The organism is Streptomyces sp. NPDC035033 (assembly GCF_040636735.1).
Lineage (GTDB): Bacteria > Actinomycetota > Actinomycetes > Streptomycetales > Streptomycetaceae > Streptomyces.
The window spans coordinates 16209-35463 of record NZ_JBEZUZ010000024.1; the positions used below are offsets into that span (position 1 = coordinate 16209).

The following is a 19255-nucleotide window of genomic DNA, read 5'->3' on the forward strand; positions in this document are numbered from 1 at the left end:
CTATGCGAAGAATCCGGCACGTCATTGGTTACTTTGGGGGGCGGCACAAGGAGGGGTAGCGGCACGTGGAGCGCAGGACTATCGGGGCGACGGCGCTCGACGTGGGTGCGATCGGCCTCGGATGCATGCCGATGAACTGGGCCTACAGCCGTTCGGAGCAGCGGGGCGACCGCTCGCTGCGGGCCGTGCACGCGGCCCTCGACGCCGGGGTGAGCCTGCTCGACACCGCCGACATGTACGGCCCGTTCACCAACGAGCTGCTGCTGGGGCGGGTACTGAAGGAGCGTCGGGCGGACGCCTTCGTGTCGACGAAGTGCGGGCTGCTCGTCGGGGACGGGCACGTGGTCACCAACGGCCGTCCGGAGTACGTGCGCCGGGCCTGCGACGCCTCGCTGCGGCGGCTCCAGACGGACGTCATCGACCTCTACCTCCTGCACCGGGCGGACCCGGAGGTCCCGGTGGAGGAGACCTGGGGGGCGCTGGCGGAGCTGGTGGCGGCGGGCAAGGTGCGGGCGCTCGGCCTGAGCGCGGTCGGGGTGCGCGGGGGCCGGCGCCCGCGCACCGGCGACCTGTACGAGGGAACGATCCGTCAGCTGGCGCGGGTGCAGCAGGTGTTCCCGGTGGCGGCGGTCCAGGCCGAGCTGTCGGTGTGGGCGCCGGAGGCGCTGGCGCGGCTGCTGCCCTGGTGCGCGGCGCGCGGGATCGGGCTGCTCGCGGCGATGCCGCTGGGCAGCGGTTTCCTGACCGGGAAGCTGACGCCGGGCGGCGGCTTCGAGCCGGACGACCCCCGGGCCCGGCACCCCCGCTTCACGGCCGAGATGATGGCGGCGAACCAGCCGCTGGTGGCCGGGCTGCGGCGGGTGGCCGCCCGGCACGGGGACGGGGTGACGGCGGCGCAGGTGGCGCTGGCGTGGGTGCTGGGGCAGGGGCGGCACGTGGTGCCGGTGCCGGGGACCAAGCGGGAGCGGTGGGCGGTGGAGAACGCCGGGGCGGCGGGGGTGCGGCTGACGGCCGGGGACCTGGCGGAGCTCGCGGCGCTGCCGGCGGCCCGGGAGTCCTGGGACTAGCACCGCCCTGACCTGCGGTTTCGGCGAAGATCCGAGAAAGGTCGCCGGGGACGGGAACGCGATCGGGGCGAGCGGTGTATCAAGGGTGGAAGGGATGCCGCTCGACCTCTCGTACCGTCGAAGGGACCGGATCATGAGCCGTCCTGCTGTTCTGAAGGCCCTGGGGGGCGTCGCCGCGCTGGTGTTCGCGGCGGGGTGTTCCTCGGGCGGTGACACCGGCGCCCGGGGCACCTCGCCGCCGCCCGGTTCGGCGTCGTCCCCGGTCTCGTCCTCGGCGCCCGCGCCCGTGCGCGGGGACGGGCGGGTGACGGTGGCGGGGACGCTCGCCGAGGGGCTGCGCTCGCCCTGGGGGCTCGCCGCGCTGCCGGGCGGCGACCTGCTGGTCTCCTCGCGGGACGAGCGGACGATCACCCGGGTGGACGGGCGGAGCGGGGCGAAGCGCTCGCTGGGCGAGGTGCCGGGCGTGGTGCCGGGCGGCGAGGGCGGGCTGATGGGCCTGGCCGTGCGGGACGGATGGGTGTACGCGTACCTGACCGCCGCCTCGGACAACCGGATCGTGCGGATGCGGTACGACGGCGGGGACGGCGACCGGCTCGGGCCGCCGCGGCCGGTGCTCACCGGCATCCCCAAGGGCACGGTCCACAACGGCGGGCGGATCGCCTTCGGGCCGGACGGCATGCTCTACGCGGGGACGGGCGAGACGGGCGAGACGGGGCTGGCGCAGGACCGGGAGTCGCTGGGCGGGAAGATCCTGCGGATGACCCCGGAGGGGAAGCCGGCGCCGGGCAACCCCTTCGAGGGCTCGGTGGTCTACTCGTACGGCCACCGGAACGTGCAGGGGATCGCCTGGGACGCCGAAGGGCGGCTGTGGGCCGCCGAGTTCGGGCAGAACACCTGGGACGAGCTGAACCTGGTGGAGCCGGGGCGGAACTACGGCTGGCCGGAGGTCGAGGGCGGGGCCGGGCGGTCGGGGTTCGTGGATCCGGTGGCGCAGTGGCCGACCTCGGAGGCGTCCCCGAGCGGGATCGCGTACGCCCGGGGCGCGATCTGGATGGCGGGGCTGCGGGGCGAGCGGCTGTGGCGGATCCCGCTGGACGGGGAGCGGCGGTCCGGGGAGCCGGAGTCCTTCCTGAGCGGGGAGTACGGGCGGCTGCGGACGGTCCTCGCGGACGCGGACGGGGACGGGCGGCTGTGGCTGGTGACGAGCGAGACCGACGGCCGTGGCACGCCCGGGTCCGGTGACGACCGGATCCTCCGGCTGGAGGTGAGATGACGGCCCCGGCCCGGTCCGGTGCGGGCGGGGGCGCGGGGTCAGCGGGGGGTGTCGAGGAGGTGGAGGCGGTGGGCCATGGCGGCGGCCTCGCCGCGGCCGGAGACGCCGAGCTTGGCGAGGATGTTGGAGACGTGGACGCTGGCGGTCTTCGGTGAGATGAACAGCTCCTCGGCGATCCGCCGGTTGGTGCGGCCGGCCGCGACCAGGCGCAGGACGTCCTGTTCGCGGGGGGTCAGGCCGAAGGCGTCGCCCTCGGGCCCCGGCTCCGGTGCGCCGGGGGCGGGGGTCTCGGCGAGGGCGATCCGGGCGCGGGCGGCGAGCAGTTCGACGTCCTCGCGGAGGGGGCGGGCGCCGAGGGCGGTGGCGGTGGCGTGGACCTGCCGGAGGAGGGCCGCGGCCTCCTCGCGCCGGCCTCCCTCGACGAGGAGGGCGTCGGCGAGCCGGTGGCGGGCCCGGGCCAGCTGGTGGGGGCGTTCGAGCGGCTCGTGGGCGGCGACGACCTCGGCCCAGCGGGCGGCGGACTCGCGGCCCTCGGCGCGGGCGAGCTCCTCGGAGACGTGCAGGGAGTAGGCCCTCCAGACCGGGGCCGGGGTGGCGAGGCCGCGGACGCAGCGGCGGATGGTGGCGAGGGCCTCCGCGCGGCCCTCGGCGGCGGCGGGCAGCCCGCGGCTGTCGGCCTCGGCGGTGACGGCGGTGAGGACCAGCGGCCAGCCGTAGCGGTGGGTGGCGGGCGGGAAGCCGGCCTCGGCGGCGGACGCGAGCTCGGCGCGCACGTCGGCGAGGCGGCCCTCGGCGGCGGCCAGGGCGGCGGTGACGTGGCTCAGCTTCAGGGCGTACTGCGGGATGGGGTCACGGGTGCCGTAGACGGCGCGGGCCTCGGCGAGGCGGTGTCCGGCGGCTTCCAGGTCGCCCCGGGCCACGGCGATCTGGGCGAGGCGGAGAGAGGCCGAGCCGCGGGGCTTGGTGCTGGTCGCCGAGTGCAGCAGCCGCTCGGCGAGTTCCCGGGCCTCGTCCCAGCGTCCCAGGGAGAAGAGGGAGTCGGTGCGGTTGGCCTCGACCCAGCCGACGCTCTCGACGAGTCCGTAGGAGCGGGCGAGACGGATGCCGGCGTCGGCGACCTCGACGGCCTCGTGGGAGCGGCCGAGGGATTCCAGGGCGGAGGAGATGTTGATGTGGGCGCGTGCCGCTTCGCTGTACTGGCCGAGGACGACGGCCCGTTCCCGTACCTCGTGCATCTCGGCGAGGCCGGCGTCGACGTCGCCGGCCCCGACCGTGATGGTGCCGTGGGTGAGGCGGGCGTTGAGCTCGATCGGTTCGGCCTTGACCAGGCGGGCGTACTCGACGGCGCGTTCGGCGGTGGCGAGGGCCTCGGGGCCGGGGCTGCGGAGCATGCCCCAGCCGGCGGCGGCGACCAGGACGGTGGCGTGGACGGCGGAGGGCGGGAGGCCCTTGACGAGTTCCTGGGCGCGGGCGATCTCGGCCCGGCCGTCGCCCCGGCCGAGGTTGGACTGGAGGCGGGCCTTCTCGGTCCAGAACCAGGCGGCGCGCAGGGGGTCGTGCTCGTCCTCGCCGTCGAGGAGGCGGAGCGCCATCTTGCCGATCTTGAGGGCGCGTTCGCGTTCGCCGCAGAGGCGGGCGGCGACGGCGGCCTCGGCGAGGAGGTCGAGGTGGCGCAGCGGGTGGGTGCCGGGGTCGCAGCCGCAGGCCGGGTAGGCGTCGGCGTAGTCGATGGGGCGCAGGCCGGCGCGGACCTCGGCGGGGACCTTGTCCCAGAGCTCCATGGCCCGTTCGAGGAGGCGGAGCTGTTCGGCGTAGGCGTGGCGCTTGCGGGTGGCGACGGAGGCGTCGAGGACGGCGGGGAGGGCCTTGGCCGGGTCGTGGGCGTGGTACCAGTACGTGGCGAGGCGGGTGGCCCGCTCGTCGGGGCGGACGAGGTCGGGCGCGGCCTCCAGGGCCTCGGCGTAGCGGCGGTTGAGACGGGAGCGCTCGCCGGGCAGCAGGTCGTCGCTGACGGCCTCGCGGACCAGGGAGTGGCGGAAGCGGTAGCCGTCGCCGTCGGGGGCGGCGAGGAGGATGTTGGCGCCGACGGCGGCGCGCAGGGCCTCGATGAGGTCGTCCTCGGAGAGGCGGGAGACGGCGGCGAGGAGGCCGTGCTCGACGGTGGAACCGCCCTCGGCGACGATCCGGACGACGCGCTGGGCGTCCTCGGGGAGGGCCTCGACGCGGACCAGGAGGAGGTCGCGGAGGGAGTCGCTGAGGGGGCCGGCGCCGTCGCCGCAGGAGCGGGAGGCGACGAGTTCCTCGACGAAGAAGGCGTTGCCGTCGGAGCGGTCGAAGATCTCGTCGACGAGGCCGGGCGCGGGCTCGGCGGCGAGGATGCCGGTGAGCTGGCGGTGGACCTCGGTGCGGGTGAAGCGGGGGAGTTCGATGCGGCGGATGGTGCGCATCCGGTCGAGTTCGGCGAGGAGGGGGCGCAGCGGATGGCGGCGGTGGATGTCGTCGGCGCGGTAGGTGGCGACGACCGCGATCCGGCCGCGGCGCAGGGTGCGCAGCAGATAGGTGAGGAGGTGGCGGGTGGAGGTGTCGGCCCAGTGGAGGTCCTCCAGGACGAGGACGAGGGTGCGGTCGGCGGCGAGCCGTTCCAGGAGGCGGACGGTGAGTTCGAAGAGGCGGGCGGTGGCGTCCTCGTCGCCGGCGTCGGGGCCGCCGGGGTCGCCGAGCTCGGGCAGGAGGCGGGCGAGTTCGCCCTCGTGGCCGTCGGCGGCGGCGGTGAGCTCCTCGGGGAGCCGTCGGCGGAGGGCGCGCAGGGCGGCGGAGAAGGGGGCGAAGGGGAGCCCGTCGGCGCCGAGCTCCACGCAGCCGCCGAGGGCGACGACGGCGCCGGTCTCGCAGGCGGCGTCGAGGAACTCCTCGACGAGCCGGGTCTTGCCGACCCCGGCCTCGCCGGCGACGAGCAGCGCCTGGGGCTCTCCCGCGGTCGCGCGGGAGAGCGCCTCGGTGAGGGCGGTGAGTTCGCCGGCGCGGCCGACGAAGACGGGGCTGACGGACCTGGTCTCCACGGCGCCGAGCATCGCACAGGCGCCCCGCGGGCCGCTCATACGGGGGTCACGCGACCTGGGCGTAGCGGTCCTTGCCGGCGCTCACCCGCCCCTCGGGTTCATGGCGTCCGGCCCGGCGGGCGGCCCTGGCGGCGCGGGCGGCCTCGCGGCCGAGCCGCTGGGCGGCGGCCTCGCGGACCAGCTCGGCGTGGGCGGCGCGGTGAAGTTCGTAGGCGAACATGGGGTGCTCCCTGGGTCGTGGTGTCGGCATCGCTCCTTGCGATGCCTCCACCTTCCTCGCCCAGCCGGTGCGGGGGCATCGGGCGAGTGCCGCATGTTCGGGGTGCGGGGGGCCTTAGGGAGGGGCGGGGGGTGCCTTAGGGCGCCGCCGGGTCCGTCCCCGCACGGCGGTGGGGGTCCTGGGCGGAGCGGGCGGCGCGCCATTCCGGGGCGAGGAGGGACCAGATCTCGGTGTCGGTGCGGGTGCCGCGGTGGGTGTGGTTCTCGCGGAGGACGCCGTCCCTGGTCATGCCGAGCCGGCGGGCGACGGCGATGCTGGGCCGGTTCTTCGAGGAGGCGAGCCATTCGAGGCGGTGGATCCCGCGCTGGTCGACGGCCCAGTCGATGAGGATCCGGCAGGCGCGGGTGACCAGGCCGCGGCCGGCGGCGGAGGGCTCCAGCCAGCAGCCGATCTCGGCGTTGCCGGCGGCCACGTCCATGGTGCGGAACATGACGCCGCCGACGAGGGTGCCGCCGGTCCAGATGCCGTAGAGGCGTCCGGCGTCGTTCGCGGTCTTCTCGGCGTACCCGCGGAGGAAGGCGCGGGCGGAGTCGAGGTCGTGGACGGCGTCGGCGAGGCCGATGTGCGTGCCGATGAACTCCCGGCCCCGGTCCATGTGGGCGAGGAACTCCTCCGCCTGCCAGGGCTCCAGGGGCCTCAGCTCGGCGTCGTCACCCAGCGATGTCGCGAACATCCTCGATCTCCTCCGTGGCCGGTGTCGTCACGCGCTGCACCGGGATCTTCGCACGGGTGTCCGCGGCGACCCGGCTCTCGGGCGGCTCGATGCTGATCCGGGGCAGGATCCGGTCGAGGCTCCGGGGCAGCCACCAGTTGGCGCCGCCGAGCAGGTGCATGAGGGCGGGGACGAGGAGGGTGCGCAGGACGAAGGCGTCGAGGGCGACGGCGGCGGCCAGCGCGATGCCGAACATCGCGATGACCCGGTCGCCGGAGAGGACGAAGGCGAGGAAGACCGAGATCATGATGACCGCGGCGGAGTTGATCACCCGGCTGGTCTCGGCGAGGCCGACCCGGACCGCCCGCCGGTTGTCGCCGGTCTCCAGCCACTCCTCGTACATCCGGCTGACCAGGAAGACCTGGTAGTCCATGGAGAGGCCGAAGAGGACCGAGACCATGATCACGGGGAGGAAGGGCTCGATGGGCCCGGCGCTGCCGAGGCCGAGGAGTTCGGCGCCCCAGCCCCACTGGAAGATCGCGACGACGATGCCGAAGGCGGCGGCGACGGCGGCGACGTTCATGGCGGCGGCCTTGAGCGGGATGCCGACGGACCGGAAGGCGAGCAGCAGGAGCAGGCAGCCGAGGGCGACGACGACGCCGACGAAGAGCGGCAGCTTGCCGACGATGATCTCGGCGAAGTCGTCGTAGGAGGCGGTGATGCCGCCGACGTGGACCTCCAGGGAGGTGCCGGCCTCGGCGGTGGGGAGGACGTCCTGGCGGAGCCGGTCGACGAGCTCGCTGGTGGCCTTCGACTGGGGCGAGGAGTCGGGGACGACGGTGAGGACGGCGGTGTCGCCGGAGCCGTTGTAGGCGACCGGGGAGACGGAGGCGACGCCCTTGGTGGCGGCGAGCGCCTCCGGGAGCCGGTCGAGGGCGACCCGGTCGTCGGCGCCGTCGAGCCCGGCGACCAGGGTGAGGGGGCCGTTGACGCCGGGGCCGAAGCCCTCGGCGAGGAGGTCGTACGCCTGCCGGGTGGTGGCGGAGGCCGGGTTGTTGCCCTGGTCGGAGGTGCCGAGGTGGAGCGAGAGGGTGGGCAGCGCGAGGACGGCCATGACGACGGCGGCGACGGCGCCGAGGAGCTTGGGGTGGCGCTCGACGAAGGCCGACCAGCGGGCGGCGAAGCCGGTGGGCAGCTCGGGCTGCGGGCCGTGCTCGGCGAGGGCGCGGCGCTCGCGCCGGGAGAGGGCGCGCAGGCCGATGAGGGAGAGCAGGGCGGGCAGCAGGGTGACCGAGGCGGCGACGGTGAGGACGACGGTGAGGGAGGCGGCGATCGCGACGCCGTTGAGGAAGCTCAGCCGGAGGATGAGCATGCCGAGCAGCGCGATGCAGACGGTGGCGCCGGCGAAGACGACGGCCCGTCCGGTGGTGGCGACGGCGGTCTCGGCGGCCTCGGCGACGCTCAGGCCGCGTTTCAGGCCCTTGCGGTGGCGGGTGACGATGAAGAGCGCGTAGTCGATGCCGACGCCGAGGCCGATGAGCATGCCGAGCATGGGGGCGAAGTCGGCGACCGTCATCAGGTGGCCGAGGAGCACGATCCCGGAGTAGGCGATGCCGACGCTGACCAGGGCGGTGGCGATGGGCAGCAGGGAGGCGGCGAGGGAGCCGAAGGCGAGGAGGAGGACGACGGCGGCGACGGCCACGCCGACGGCCTCGGCGACGTGCCCGCCGGGGGCCTCGGTGAGGGCGACGGCGCTGCCGCCGAGCTCCACCTGGAGCCCGTCGGTGCCGGCCGCCTTCGCGGTGTCGACGAGGGCCCGCGCCTGCTCGACGGGGATGTCGTCGGCCTGCTCGCGGAAGGTGACGGTGGCGTAGGCGGTGTGCCCGTCCTCGCTGACCTGGCCGCGCGCGGCGCCGTCCCCGTACGGGGAGGCGACGGCGGCGACGCCGGGGAGCGCGGCGACCTCCTCCAGCATGGGCCCGACGCGTTCCTGCACGGCGTCGGCGCGGACGCTGCCGCGTTCGGTGTGCCAGACGATGGTGTCGGTGTCGCCGCCGAGCCCCTGGAAGCCGCGGTCGAGCAGGGCGGTGGCCCGTCCGGACTCGGTGCCGGGCACCTCGTAGTCGTTGGAGTACGCGCTGCCGGCGAAGGCGGCGGCGCCACCGACCCCGACGAGGGCGAGGACCCACAGGAGGACGGCGACGAGGCGGTGCCGGATGAACCACCGTGCGATGGCTGCCAAAGGACGTGCTCCCTGCCTGGATCGGTGCTCGGGGCCCACTGTCGCAGGCAAACGTGATCGTTTGCCCGTTTCGTGGCGATCCTCACAGGGTCTCCGCGGGGTTCGGGTCCGAGGTCCCGGACCCCGCGGACGAGGGTCCCCCGTCCGGCTCAGCCGGAGACGCTGGGGCGGCCGTTCTCGATGTGGCCCATGAGCCGGCGGCGGAAGCCGTCTGGGGCGGTGACCTCGATGTCGTACCAGCCGTGGGCGTCGGCCGCGGAGTGCACGACGGTGCGGTCGCGGCCGGGCTTCACGGTGACGGTGCGGCTCCAGTCCCGCAGGTCCTGCTCGTCGACGTAGCCGAGCGGCCGGACGGTGAAGGTGACCGGCGCCGTGCCCGTGTTCCGCAGGGTGAGGTGCAGGTCACGGTCGTGGTGGTCGATCCGGGAGGCCAGCTCGGCGCCGCCGGCGGCGGGGCCCGCGAACTCGCGGCGGAAGCCGTTGGGGCCGGTGATCGTGAAGCGGTAGCGGTCCTGCCGGACCGGGACGGTCCACTCCCCCGTCCCCCTGACGTCGGTGTGCTGCGGCACCTCGAACTCGCCGGCGTACGGGTAGAGGGCGAAGTGCGCGCTCGCCCGGCCGGTGTTGCGCAGGGCCACGGTGACCGTGCCGGCGCCGACGGTGGCGGAGGCGTCCGGCTGGTACGGCAGCGGGCGGGCCGGGCGGACGCCGGGCTCCTGGACCGGCATCGACTGGACGGCGGGCGGGCGGGGGCGCCAGCGGCCGGTGAAGGGCGGGACCGGCCCGGGCCGCTCGACGGGCGGCTGCCGGCGGGGCCGCCGGAAGTCGAAGGCGGAGGTGAGGTCGCCGGTGACGGTCCGGCGCCAGGGGGTGATGTTGGGCTCCCGGACGCCGGTGAGGCGTTCCAGGAAGCGGATCACGGAGGTGTGGTCGAAGGTCTCGGAGCAGACGTGGCCGCCGACCGACCACGGCGAGACCACCAGGAGCGGGACGCGGACGCCGAGGCCGGTGGGCAGCCCCTTCCACCGCTCGTCCGGGTCCGTCTCCGGCGGGACCGGCGGCGGCACGTGGTCGAAGAAGCCGTCGTTCTCGTCGTAGTTGATCAGCAGGACGGTGCGGCGCCAGACCTCGGGGTGCGAGCCGAGCGCGTCGAGGACCCGGTAGACGAGGGAGGCGGAGGCGATCGGCGAGGAGGAGCCGGGGTGCTCGGAGTCGATCGCGGAGGGCACCAGGTAGGAGACCTCGGGCAGGGTGCCGGCGGCGACGTCGGCGCGGAAGGCGTCGGCGAGCGTGCCGGACTCGACCCGGCGCAGCCCGCGCTCGAAGAGGGACCGCTCGGCGGGGGACAGGGCGTCGACGCCCTCCTCCAGGAGGGCGAGGAGGCGGGTGCGCTCGGCGGTGTCGTCGGTGTCGCGGACGGCGGCGTAGAAGGACTCCATGAAGGTGTGCCCGCCGGTCCGCGCGAGCGCCTTGCGGGCGATCTTCTTGAAGGTGGTGAAGAACTCGATGTTGTTGTCGGTGAAGTTCTCCCACTCGGTGTACGTCTTCCAGCTCCGTCCGGCCGCCTCCAGGCGCTCGGCGTAGGTGGGCCAGCCGTAGCCGGGGTGGGTGCCCTCGGCGTAGGCGGCGTTGGTGACGGCCCGGCTGCCGTCGGCCTCGTACCCGGTCCAGCCGGACCACAGGTGGTTGCGGTTGGGGCTGGTGGAGGTGTGGGTGGACGAGTGGTAGGCGTCGCAGATGGTGAAGGTGTCGGCCAGCTCGTAGTGGAGCGGGATGTCGCGCCGGTCGTAGTACGCCATGGTGGCGGCGGTCTTCGCGGAGACCCAGCCGTCCATCCAGCCGCCGCGCCACGCCTTGGCGCCGCCGCTCCACGAGTGGTCGAGGTCGCCGATGTACTGGAGGTCCTTCTGCTGCGTCTCGGCGGCGCCGCGGACCGGGAAGGGCAGCACGGTCCGGCCGGGGGCGGCGGGCTGCTCGAAGACGCTGCCGCCGGAGGGCAGCTCGATCGCGTTCCGGTCGCCGAAGCCGCGGACTCCGCGGAGGGTGCCGAAGTAATGGTCGAAGGAACGGTTCTCCTGCATCAGGATCACCACGTGCCGGACCGCCGACAGTCCTCCGGCCGGGGGCTCCGCCGCCATCGCGGCCTGCAAGGACGGCGGCAGCAACGATCCTGCCGCGGTGGCACCGAGGGCGCCGCCGCCCAGCGCGAGCAGCCTTCTGCGGGACATCGACGACGACAAGACCGACCTCCAGACGACGTCCCCCGGTTCGCCTTCGGACCGGGGGTGGTTCGCCCGGGACGCTAAGGGGACCGGATGACGCGGAGGAGGCCCGTCGGGGGCGCGTGCGTGAACGCCGGACCGGCCGGGAAGACACCACCCGGGGGGACGGGTCCCGGCCACGGGCCGTGCGGCTCCGGCGCCCGGCGCGGGGTTCCCCGGCCGCACCCCCGCGCGTTGACCCCGAGGGCGGCGGAACGGCAAGCTGACTTCCTGTCATTCACTGTGCCTTGGGGGGAAGTTGAGCAAGTCGGCACACCACATCGGGCCCGACTCCGCACCGGACCGCTACCGGCTGCTCCGCTCGATCGGGCGCGGCGGCGAGGCGGTGCTCTACCTCGCGGAGATCGAGCTGGCCGGCGGTACCGAGCCGGTGGTCGTGAAGGTCCTCGACTCGAAGACCACGATCACCCCCGAGCTCTTCGAGCGGGTCAGCCGCAAGTGGAACGAGCAGGCCGAGCTGCTGCGGTTCGTCAGCCGTCCCGGCGTCGTCGGCGTGCGCGAGCACTTCCAGGGGCCGCCCATCCACGCGGCCGGCGAGTCCGGCACCCTCACCGGGCGGGCCCTCGTCCTCGTCATGAACCACGTCGACGGCCTCGACCTGCGCGACTGGCGCGCCGAGCGGACGCTGGCCACCCACGCCGAGCGGCGCGAGGTCATGCGGACGCTGGAGCAGCTCGCGGACGTCCTCGACTGGCTGCACTCCGGCAGGGCGACGCCGTCCGGGCGGACCGTGGTGCACGGCGACCTCTCGCCGGGCAACGTGATGGTCGACGAGCACGGCCAGGCGACCCTCGTCGACTTCGGCCTCAGCAAGCTGACCGCCGACCACCAGACCGCCGAGGTGTGGTTCACCCCCGGGTACGCGGCGCCGGAGATCTTCGAGGGCAAGCGCACCCCGGCCACCGACCGGTACGCCTTCGGGGCCATCGCCTACTTCCTGCTGAGCGGCCAGTCCCCGCCGGCCTCGCCCGAGCAGCTGGCCGCCGCCCTCGGGGCCGTGCCGCAGATCGCCGGGCTGCCGGAGGAGCAGCGCAAGCGGGTGCTGGCCATCGCGGCGGCCGACGCGGACAGGCGCCCGCTGTCGCTGTCGGCGTGGGTCAAGGAGGTCCGGCACGGGGTGGTGTCCACCACGACGGCCTCCCGGCCCGCGACCCCGCAGGACGCGGTCCCGCCCCGCCCGGCCGGCGCGCCGGCCGTCCCGCCGCCGCCGGTCGCCCCGCCGGTGGCGCCCCCGGCACAGCCGCCGGCCTCGCCGCCCCGGGACGCCGTGCCGACGCCGCCGGAACAGCCGCCGGCCCCCGCGTCGGCGCCGACGCCGGTGGAACCGCCGGCCCCGGTGCCCACGCCCGCGCCGACGCCCGCGCCCGCTCCGGCTCCCGTCGCGCAGGCCCCCGCCGACCCGTCCCCGGCGGGCTTCGGCGACCCCGCCCCGGCCCCCGTCGGCCACGGCGCCGGGCAGGGCCCGTACGGCGCACCGGCCGCCGGCGTCCCCGCGTACGGCGCACCGGGCCACGGCGGTCAGGGCTTCGGGCCGCCGACGGCCGGCACGCCCACCGCCGGCGGGCCGGGCGGGCCCCGGCGGCCCGAACCGCGCAAGCGCCGCACGGGCCCGCTGATCGGCGCCGTCGCCGGCGTCCTCCTGGTCGCCGTCCTCGCGGTGGCCGGCATCCGGATGCTGGGCGACAAGAAGGCGGAGGACGGCAAGAACGACCAGGCCGGGCCGACCGCCACGACCTCGGCCCCGGCGGCCTCCGAGGAGCCGACGGAGGAGCCCACCACGGACGCGCCCGGCGAGGACGCCTCCCCGTCGGCCTCCCACACCCCCGGGCCCGGCCCGGACTCGGTCTCGCTCACCACGCTCGACGACGTGGGCGACTCCTCGTACTCCTCGCTGTCCGTCGGCAGCGGCACGGTGAAGGCCACCTACTACGAGACGGCTCTGCTCCCCGACGGCATCGACGAGGAGTGCTCGGGGTTCTCCGAGTACAACCTGGGCACCGAGTGGAAGACGCTCACCATGACCGCCGGCATCGAGGACTCCTCCTCCCACACCTCGGCCCGGCTCACCGTCTCGGTCGACGGCAAGGCCGTCCACACCGGCGTGGTCGATCTCGGCGAACCGGAGAAGCTGACGCTCGACCTCGACCACGGACTGCGCCTGCGCATCGCGTACCAGGATCCGGCCGACTCCTGCGACATGGGGCGGCTCGTCCTCGCCGAACCCACGCTCAGCAAGTGACGCGCCCGACGGGAGCGGCCCCGCACCGGAACTCCGGTGCGGGGCCGCTCCCGTGTGCGCACGGGCGGAGGGTCAGCCCTCGCTGACGCCCAGCTTCTCCAGGATGAGGTCCTTGACCTTCGCCGCGTCGGCCTGGCCGCGGGTGGCCTTCATGACCGCGCCGACCAGCGCGCCGACCGCCGCGACCTTGCCGCCGCGGATCTTGTCGGCGATGGCCGCGTTGCCCGCGATGGCCTCGTCGACGGCCGCGCCGAGCGCGCCGTCGTCCGAGACGACCTTCAGGCCGCGCTTCTCGACGACCTCGTCCGGGGTGCCCTCGCCGAGGAGGACGCCCTCGATGACCTGGCGGGCCAGCTTGTCGTTGAGGTCGCCGGCGGCCACCAGGGCCGAGACCCGGGCCACGTCCGCCGGGGTGATGGGCAGCTCCTCCAGGGAGACGCCCTTCTCGTTGGCGTTGCGGGCCAGCTCGCCCATCCACCACTTGCGGGCGGAGGCCGCGTCGGCGCCCGCCTCGATGGTGGCGACGATCGGGTCGACCGCGCCCGCGTTGAGGATGGACTGCATCTCCTGCTCGGAGACGCCCCACTCCTCGCGCAGCCGGTTGCGGCGCACGCGCGGCAGCTCGGGCAGGGCCTGGCGGAGCTTCTCGACCCACTCGCGGGACGGGGCGACCGGGACCAGGTCCGGCTCGGGGAAGTAGCGGTAGTCCTCGGCGTTGTCCTTGATGCGGCCGGAGGTGGTGGAGCCGTCGTCCTCGTGGAAGTGACGGGTCTCCTGCACGATCGTGCCGCCGGACTCCAGGACCGCCGCGTGGCGCTGGATCTCGAAGCGCGCCGCCCGCTCCACCGAGCGGAGCGAGTTGACGTTCTTCGTCTCCGAGCGGGTGCCGAAGGTCGTCGAGCCCTTCGGCATCAGCGACAGGTTGACGTCGCAGCGCATCTGGCCCTTGTCCATGCGCGCCTCGGAGACGCCCAGGGAGCGGATGACCTCGCGCAGCTCGGCCACGTACGCCTTGGCGACCTCGGGGGCGCGGTCGCCCGCACCGACGATCGGCTTGGTGACGATCTCGATGAGCGGGATGCCGGCCCGGTTGTAGTCGAGCAGCGAGTGCGAGGCGCCGTGGATGCGGCCGGTCGCGCCACCGATGTGGGTGGACTTGCCGGTGTCCTCCTCCATGTGGGCGCGCTCGATCTCCACGCGGAAGACCTCGCCGTCCTCCAGCTGGACGTCCAGGTAGCCGTTGAAGGCGATCGGCTCGTCGTACTGGGAGGTCTGGAAGTTCTTCGGCATGTCCGGATAGAAGTAGTTCTTCCGGGCGAAGCGGCACCACTCGGCGATCTCGCAGTGCAGCGCGAGGCCGATCTTGATCGCGGACTCGACGCCGATCTCGTTGACGACCGGCAGCGCGCCGGGCAGGCCGAGGCAGGTCGGGCAGGTCTGCGCGTTGGGGTCGGCGCCCAGCTCGGTCGAGCAGCCGCAGAACATCTTCGTCTTCGTGCCGAGCTCGACATGGACCTCCAGGCCCATGACGGGGTCGAACGCGGCCAGGGCGGCCTCGTACGACAGCAGTTCAGTGACAGTCACGGTGGAACTTTCCCTCTCAGCCCAGCAGGACGTCGTCGTCGCCGAGGCGCTTCAGCTCGCGGTACAGGATCGCGAGGCCGGTGACGATGGCGGCGGCGGACACGGCGGCGTCGGCCAGCCGCAGCATGTCGCCGTCGCTGCGGGCCAGCTTGGCCTGCTTGGCGACGCTCACCGCGCCGAACGCGGTGGTGGCCAGCGAGACGTAGACGCCGGTCTTCGACTTCTTGAAGTTCTTGGCCTTCTTTGCCATGGCGTTCACAGCGACGGAGCCTCCTCCAGCAGCGGGTGTCCCCACTTTTCCACGAAGGCCGCCTCGACGGCGGCACCGACCTTGTAGAGCCGGTCGTCCTGCATGGCGGGGGCGATGATCTGCAGCCCGACCGGGAGGCCGTCCTCCGGCGCCAGGCCGCAGGGCAGCGACATGGCGGCGTTGCCGGCCAGGTTGGTCGGGATGGTGCACAGGTCCGCGAGGTACATCGCCATCGGGTCGTCGGCGCGCTCGCCGATCGGGAAGGCGGTGGTCGGGGTCGTCGGGGAGACGATCACGTCGACCTGCTCGAAGGCCTTCTCGAACTCGCGGGTGATGAGGGTGCGGACCTTCTGGGCCGAGCCGAACCACGCGTCGTAGTAGCCGGAGCTGAGCGCGTACGTGCCCAGGATGATGCGGCGCTTCACCTCGGGGCCGAAGCCGGCCTCGCGGGTCAGGGCGGTGACGTCCTCGGCGGAGCGGGTGCCGTCGTCGCCGGCGCGCAGGCCGTAGCGCAGGCCGTCGAAGCGGGCCAGGTTGGACGAGCACTCGGACGGCGCGATCAGGTAGTACGCCGAGAGGGCCAGGTCGAAGGTCGGGCAGTCCAGCTCGACGATCTCGGCGCCCAGCTCCTTCAGCAGCTCGACGGACTCGTCGAAGCGCTGCATGACGCCGGCCTGGTAGCCCTCGCCGCGGAACTGCTTGACGACGCCGACGCGCATCCCGGCCACCGAGCCGTTGCGCGCGGCCTCGACCACCGGCGGGACCGGCAGGTCGATGGAGGTGGAGTCGAGCGGGTCGTGGCCGGCGATCGCCTCGTGCAGCAGGGCCGCGTCCAGGACCGTGCGGGCGCAGGGGCCGCCCTGGTCGAGGGAGGAGGAGAAGGCCACCATGCCGTAGCGGGAGACCGCGCCGTAGGTGGGCTTGACGCCGACGGTGCCGGTGACGGCGGCGGGCTGGCGGATGGAGCCACCGGTGTCCGTGCCGATGGCCAGCGGGGCCTGGTACGCGGCGAGCGCGGCCGAGGAGCCGCCGCCGGAGCCGCCGGGGATCCGGGTGAGGTCCCAGGGGTTGCCGGTCGGGCCGTAGGCGCTGTTCTCGGTGGAGGAGCCCATGGCGAACTCGTCCATGTTGGTCTTGCCGAGGATGACCACGTCGGCGGCCTTGAGCCGCTTGACCAGGGTCGCGTCGTACGGCGGGAGCCAGCCTTCGAGCATCTTCGAGCCGACCGTGGTCGGCACGCCCTGCGTGGTGAAGATGTCCTTGAGGGCGAGCGGGACGCCGGCCAGCGGGCCGAGCTTCTCGCCGCGGGCGCGCTTCTCGTCGACGGCGCGGGCCTGCGCGAGGGCGCCCTCGCGGTCGACGTGGAGGAAGGCGTGGACCTTCTCGTCGACGGCGTCGATGCGGGCCAGGTGGGCCTCGGTGACCTCGACCGCGGTGAGCTCGCCGGAGGCGATCCTCGCGGCGATCTCGGCGGCGGTGAGCTTGATGATGTCCGTCATGGTCAGTCCTCCCCCAGGATCTGCGGCACCTTGAAACGCTGCTGTTCCTGGGCGGGGGCGCCGGAGAGCGCCTGCGCGGGGGTGAGCGAAGGACGGACCTCGTCCGCGCGCATGACGTTGGTCAGCGGCAGCGGGTGGGAGGTCGGCGGTACGTCCTGCTCGGCGACCTCGGAGACGCGGGCGACCGCGCCGATGATGTCGTCGAGCTGACCGGCGAAGTGGTCGAGTTCCTCGTCGGCGAGTTCCAGACGCGCCAGCCGAGCGAGGTGTGCGACCTCCTCGCGCGTGATGCCAGGCATGCAGCGATCCTCTGGGGTGAGTCTGATGGTGTTGGCCCCAATCCTATGGGGCCGGTGCCGCTCCCCGTGAAACGGTCGGCCCGGACGGGCCCCCGGTCCGTCCCCTACGGGTCACTGCACGACGTGTCCGGGGGCCGGATCGAGGGCGGTGACGGGGGCGGTGTCGACCGCCCGGCGCCAGCCGTGCACGCCGCGGGCGAGCAGCCAGGCGGTCGTCTCGGCGGGCGGCATGGCGGCGGAGACGAGCCAGCCCTGGACGGCGTCGCAGCCCAGGTCGCGCAGCCGCTCCCAGGTCTCGTCGTCCTCGACGCCCTCGGCGACGACGAGGAGGCCGAGGGAGTGGGCGAGGTCGACGGTGCAGCGGACGATCTCGGCGTCCTCGGTGTCGACGGCGAGCCGGGCGACGAAGGAGCGGTCGATCTTCAGTTCGCTGACCGGGAGCCGGCGCAGGTGGACCAGGGAGGAGTAGCCGGTGCCGAAGTCGTCGAGGGACATCTTGACGCCGTGGCCGGTGAGGCCGTTGAGGGTGTCGGCGGCGCGCTGGGGGTCCTCCAGGAGGACGTGTTCCGTTATCTCCAGCTGGAGGGAGCCGGCCGGGACGCCGTGGCGGGCGAGCCGGGCGGCGACGGCGCCGGCGAAGCCGGGGGTGTGGACGTCGCGCGGCGAGACGTTGACGGCGACGGGCACCTCCAGGCCCTGGGCGCGCCAGCGGGCGACCTGGGCGAGGGCGGTCTCCAGGACGTACTCGGTGAGGTGCGGCATCAGGCCGGAGGACTCGGCGATGGCGATGAACTCGTCCGGTGGAACCTTTCCGCGCTCGGGGTGGACCCAGCGGACGAGGGCCTCCAGACCGGCGACCTGGCCGTCGAAGCGGACCTTCGGCTGGTAGTGGAGTTCGACCTCGCCGGCGTCGAGGGCGCGGCGCAGGTCGCCGAGGAGGCCGAGCCGGTCGGGGGTGTTGGAGTCGCGCTTGGACTCGTACACCTCGACGCCGGTGCGGTCGCGCTTGGCCTGGTACATGGCGACGTCGGCGCGGTCGCGCTTGGCCTGGTACATGGCGACGTCGGCGCGGCGCAGCAGGCCCTCGGCGTCCCCGGCGTGGTCGGGGTGGACGGCGACGCCGGCGCTGGCCTCCAGGACGAGGGTGAGCCCGTCGAGGTCGAGCGGGGAGGAGAGGGCGGCGACGAGGTGGCGGGCGACCCGCTGGGCGCTGGTGGTGGAGTCGGTGGCGGGCAGCAGGACGGCGAACTCGTCGCCGCCGAGCCGGGCGGCCTCGGCGCCGCGGGGCAGGGCGAGGCGGAGCCGCTCGGCGATCTGGAGGAGGAGCCGGTCGCCGGCGAGGTGGCCGAGGGTGTCGTTGACCGAGCGGAAGCGGTCGAGGTCGATGAGGACGAGGGCGGCGCGGGTCTGCTCGCCCTCGGCCTCCTCCAGGGCCGTCCAGGTGCGCTCCAGGAGCCACTGGCGGTTGGGGAGGCCGGTGAGCGGATCGCGGAGCTGTTCCTCGGCGCGGGCGCGGGCGATCCAGAGGGTGGAGTCGAGGGCGATCAGCGGGATCGCGAAGAGCGGCAGGAGGACCGGGAAGGCGGCGGCGACGACGCAGATCAGCGGGGCGATGCCGAGCAGGGCGACGGCGACGAGGCCCTGGCGGAGCAGGGCGGTGCGGGCGACGGTGGGCAGGCCGCGGCCGGGCGGGGCGAGGGTGTACCACAGCAGGAGCCGGGTCGCGAGGAGGTAGGCGCCGGCGGCGAGGACGATCTCCGGGGCGTCGGCGATCCCCCAGTCGAGGGGCTGCCAGGGCCGGTCGACGCTCGGGACGTCGCCGAAGACGGCGAGGACGAGGGCGGCGGCGCCGACGCCGAGGATGTCGGCGGCTCCGTGCAGCAGGCCCTGGCGCCAGCGGTGCCGGCGGGCGGCGCTGACGAGGACGACGACGGTGAGCGAGACGAGCCCGGCGGGGACCCAGCCGTACAGGAGGAGGACGGCGAGGGTGAGGGCGGCGCCGGAGCCGGTGCCGCCCCACCAGCGCTCGCGGCCGAGGGCGACGAGGTGGCCGACGATGAGCCCGGTGAGGAGGGCGAGGGACCAGCCGGCGACGCCGCCGGGGAAGAGCGGATGGCCGGCGGTCAGGGCCCGCTGAAGCCCGGTGACGAGCACGGCGGCGGCGGTGCCCAGCACGGCGGCGGGCAGGCCGGTGAAGCCCGTGGGGAGCACCCGGCCGCGCGGCCGTGGCACCGGGGCGGCACTCTCGGTCGGTTCCATTCCCGTCCCTCTCGCAGGCGGCGGTGCCGTCGCTGTCCGATGGGCCGCGGCGAGGCGGCCGTGGTGGCGTCCGGCCGTCGGTTCGCGCGCCCCGCCGGCTTCGGGGCGGGGCGCGTGGCGCGGGGCCGTTCGTCCTGGAGCACGGCCGCGCAGAACCCTCGCGCGGCGGTGCGGGACGAGACGCACGGTCACCACACTAGGCCGCCGAGGGCGCCGAGGGGCAGCGCTCTCCCTCTCTTGCCCGAATGCGGCCTGGCCACCCGTAACGAT

13 protein-coding genes are annotated in these 19255 nt (G+C 74.5%); 3 read left to right on the plus strand and 10 right to left on the minus strand.

Annotated features, from left to right (window positions below; translation table 11 throughout):
• Positions 1-65: 65 nt before the first annotated feature.
• Positions 66-1067, plus strand: a complete 1002-nt coding sequence (locus tag AB0E83_RS12835) for an aldo/keto reductase (protein ID WP_362109583.1) — start codon at positions 66-68, stop codon at positions 1065-1067.
• Positions 1068-1200: 133 nt separating this feature from the next.
• Positions 1201-2340: a PQQ-dependent sugar dehydrogenase gene (locus AB0E83_RS12840; RefSeq protein WP_362109585.1), complete on the plus strand. Its 1140-nt coding sequence runs from the start codon at positions 1201-1203 to the stop codon at positions 2338-2340.
• Between the two features lie 38 nt (positions 2341-2378).
• Here the strand turns inward: AB0E83_RS12840 and AB0E83_RS12845 are convergent, their stop codons facing one another.
• The 5 genes from AB0E83_RS12845 to AB0E83_RS12865 form a co-directional block, all read right to left on the minus strand.
• Positions 2379-5438, minus strand: a complete 3060-nt coding sequence (locus AB0E83_RS12845; RefSeq protein WP_362109587.1) for an AAA family ATPase — start codon at positions 5436-5438, stop codon at positions 2379-2381.
• 7 nt (positions 5439-5445) lie between these two features.
• A complete protein-coding gene (locus AB0E83_RS12850; protein WP_362109589.1) occupies positions 5446-5619 on the minus strand; it encodes a hypothetical protein in 174 nt (57 codons plus the stop codon).
• A gap of 136 nt (positions 5620-5755) precedes the next feature.
• Positions 5756-6352: a GNAT family protein gene (locus tag AB0E83_RS12855; protein WP_362109591.1), complete on the minus strand. Its 597-nt coding sequence runs from the start codon at positions 6350-6352 to the stop codon at positions 5756-5758.
• Positions 6330-8573 (minus strand): MMPL family transporter, encoded by a 2244-nt coding sequence (locus AB0E83_RS12860; protein WP_362109593.1) that lies wholly within the window; start codon positions 8571-8573, stop codon positions 6330-6332. The genes AB0E83_RS12855 and AB0E83_RS12860 overlap by 23 nt, the downstream gene beginning before the upstream one ends.
• Before the next feature lie 149 nt (positions 8574-8722).
• Positions 8723-10813, minus strand: coding sequence for a phosphocholine-specific phospholipase C (locus AB0E83_RS12865; protein WP_362109595.1), 2091 nt, complete (start codon positions 10811-10813; stop codon positions 8723-8725).
• A 280-nt stretch (positions 10814-11093) separates the two neighbouring features.
• Here AB0E83_RS12865 and AB0E83_RS12870 point away from each other — a divergent pair, with 280 nt between their 5' ends.
• Complete coding sequence (locus AB0E83_RS12870) at positions 11094-13094, plus strand: protein kinase (protein ID WP_362109597.1); 2001 nt, start codon at positions 11094-11096, stop codon at positions 13092-13094.
• Between the two features lie 72 nt (positions 13095-13166).
• Here the strand turns inward: AB0E83_RS12870 and gatB are convergent, their stop codons facing one another.
• From gatB to AB0E83_RS12895, 5 genes are all read right to left on the minus strand, one after another.
• Positions 13167-14678, minus strand: a complete 1512-nt coding sequence (gatB, locus tag AB0E83_RS12875) for an Asp-tRNA(Asn)/Glu-tRNA(Gln) amidotransferase subunit GatB (RefSeq protein WP_362109599.1) — start codon at positions 14676-14678, stop codon at positions 13167-13169.
• 16 nt (positions 14679-14694) lie between these two features.
• Entirely contained in the window at positions 14695-14928 is a 234-nt protein-coding gene (locus tag AB0E83_RS12880; protein WP_362109678.1) for a hypothetical protein, read from the minus strand.
• A 5-nt stretch (positions 14929-14933) separates the two neighbouring features.
• On the minus strand, positions 14934-16427 hold the full coding sequence (gatA, locus tag AB0E83_RS12885; protein ID WP_362109601.1) for an Asp-tRNA(Asn)/Glu-tRNA(Gln) amidotransferase subunit GatA: 1494 nt from the start codon (positions 16425-16427) through the stop codon (positions 14934-14936).
• Between the two features lie 2 nt (positions 16428-16429).
• The gene (gatC, locus tag AB0E83_RS12890; protein WP_030492502.1) at positions 16430-16726 is read right to left on the minus strand and encodes an Asp-tRNA(Asn)/Glu-tRNA(Gln) amidotransferase subunit GatC; all 297 of its coding nucleotides are present in this window, start codon (positions 16724-16726) and stop codon (positions 16430-16432) included.
• Positions 16727-16837: 111 nt separating this feature from the next.
• Positions 16838-18985: a bifunctional diguanylate cyclase/phosphodiesterase gene (locus tag AB0E83_RS12895; RefSeq protein ID WP_362109603.1), complete on the minus strand. Its 2148-nt coding sequence runs from the start codon at positions 18983-18985 to the stop codon at positions 16838-16840.
• Positions 18986-19255: the final 270 nt, after the last annotated feature.

What these genes read in the sequence shown, in the direction of transcription:
- gatA (WP_362109601.1), bottom strand. Translation starts at nt 16,427, where the DNA reads ATGACGGACATCATCAAGCTCACCGCCGCCGAGATCGCCGCGAGGATC.
- AB0E83_RS12855 (WP_362109591.1), bottom strand. Translation starts at nt 6,352, where the DNA reads ATGTTCGCGACATCGCTGGGTGACGACGCCGAGCTGAGGCCCCTGGAG.
- AB0E83_RS12840 (WP_362109585.1), top strand. Translation starts at nt 1,201, where the DNA reads ATGAGCCGTCCTGCTGTTCTGAAGGCCCTGGGGGGCGTCGCCGCGCTG.
- gatC (WP_030492502.1), bottom strand. Translation starts at nt 16,726, where the DNA reads ATGCCTGGCATCACGCGCGAGGAGGTCGCACACCTCGCTCGGCTGGCG.
- AB0E83_RS12895 (WP_362109603.1), bottom strand. Translation starts at nt 18,985, where the DNA reads ATGGAACCGACCGAGAGTGCCGCCCCGGTGCCACGGCCGCGCGGCCGG.
- AB0E83_RS12850 (WP_362109589.1), bottom strand. Translation starts at nt 5,619, where the DNA reads ATGTTCGCCTACGAACTTCACCGCGCCGCCCACGCCGAGCTGGTCCGC.
- AB0E83_RS12845 (WP_362109587.1), bottom strand. Translation starts at nt 5,438, where the DNA reads ATGAGCGGCCCGCGGGGCGCCTGTGCGATGCTCGGCGCCGTGGAGACC.
- AB0E83_RS12880 (WP_362109678.1), bottom strand. Translation starts at nt 14,928, where the DNA reads ATGGCAAAGAAGGCCAAGAACTTCAAGAAGTCGAAGACCGGCGTCTAC.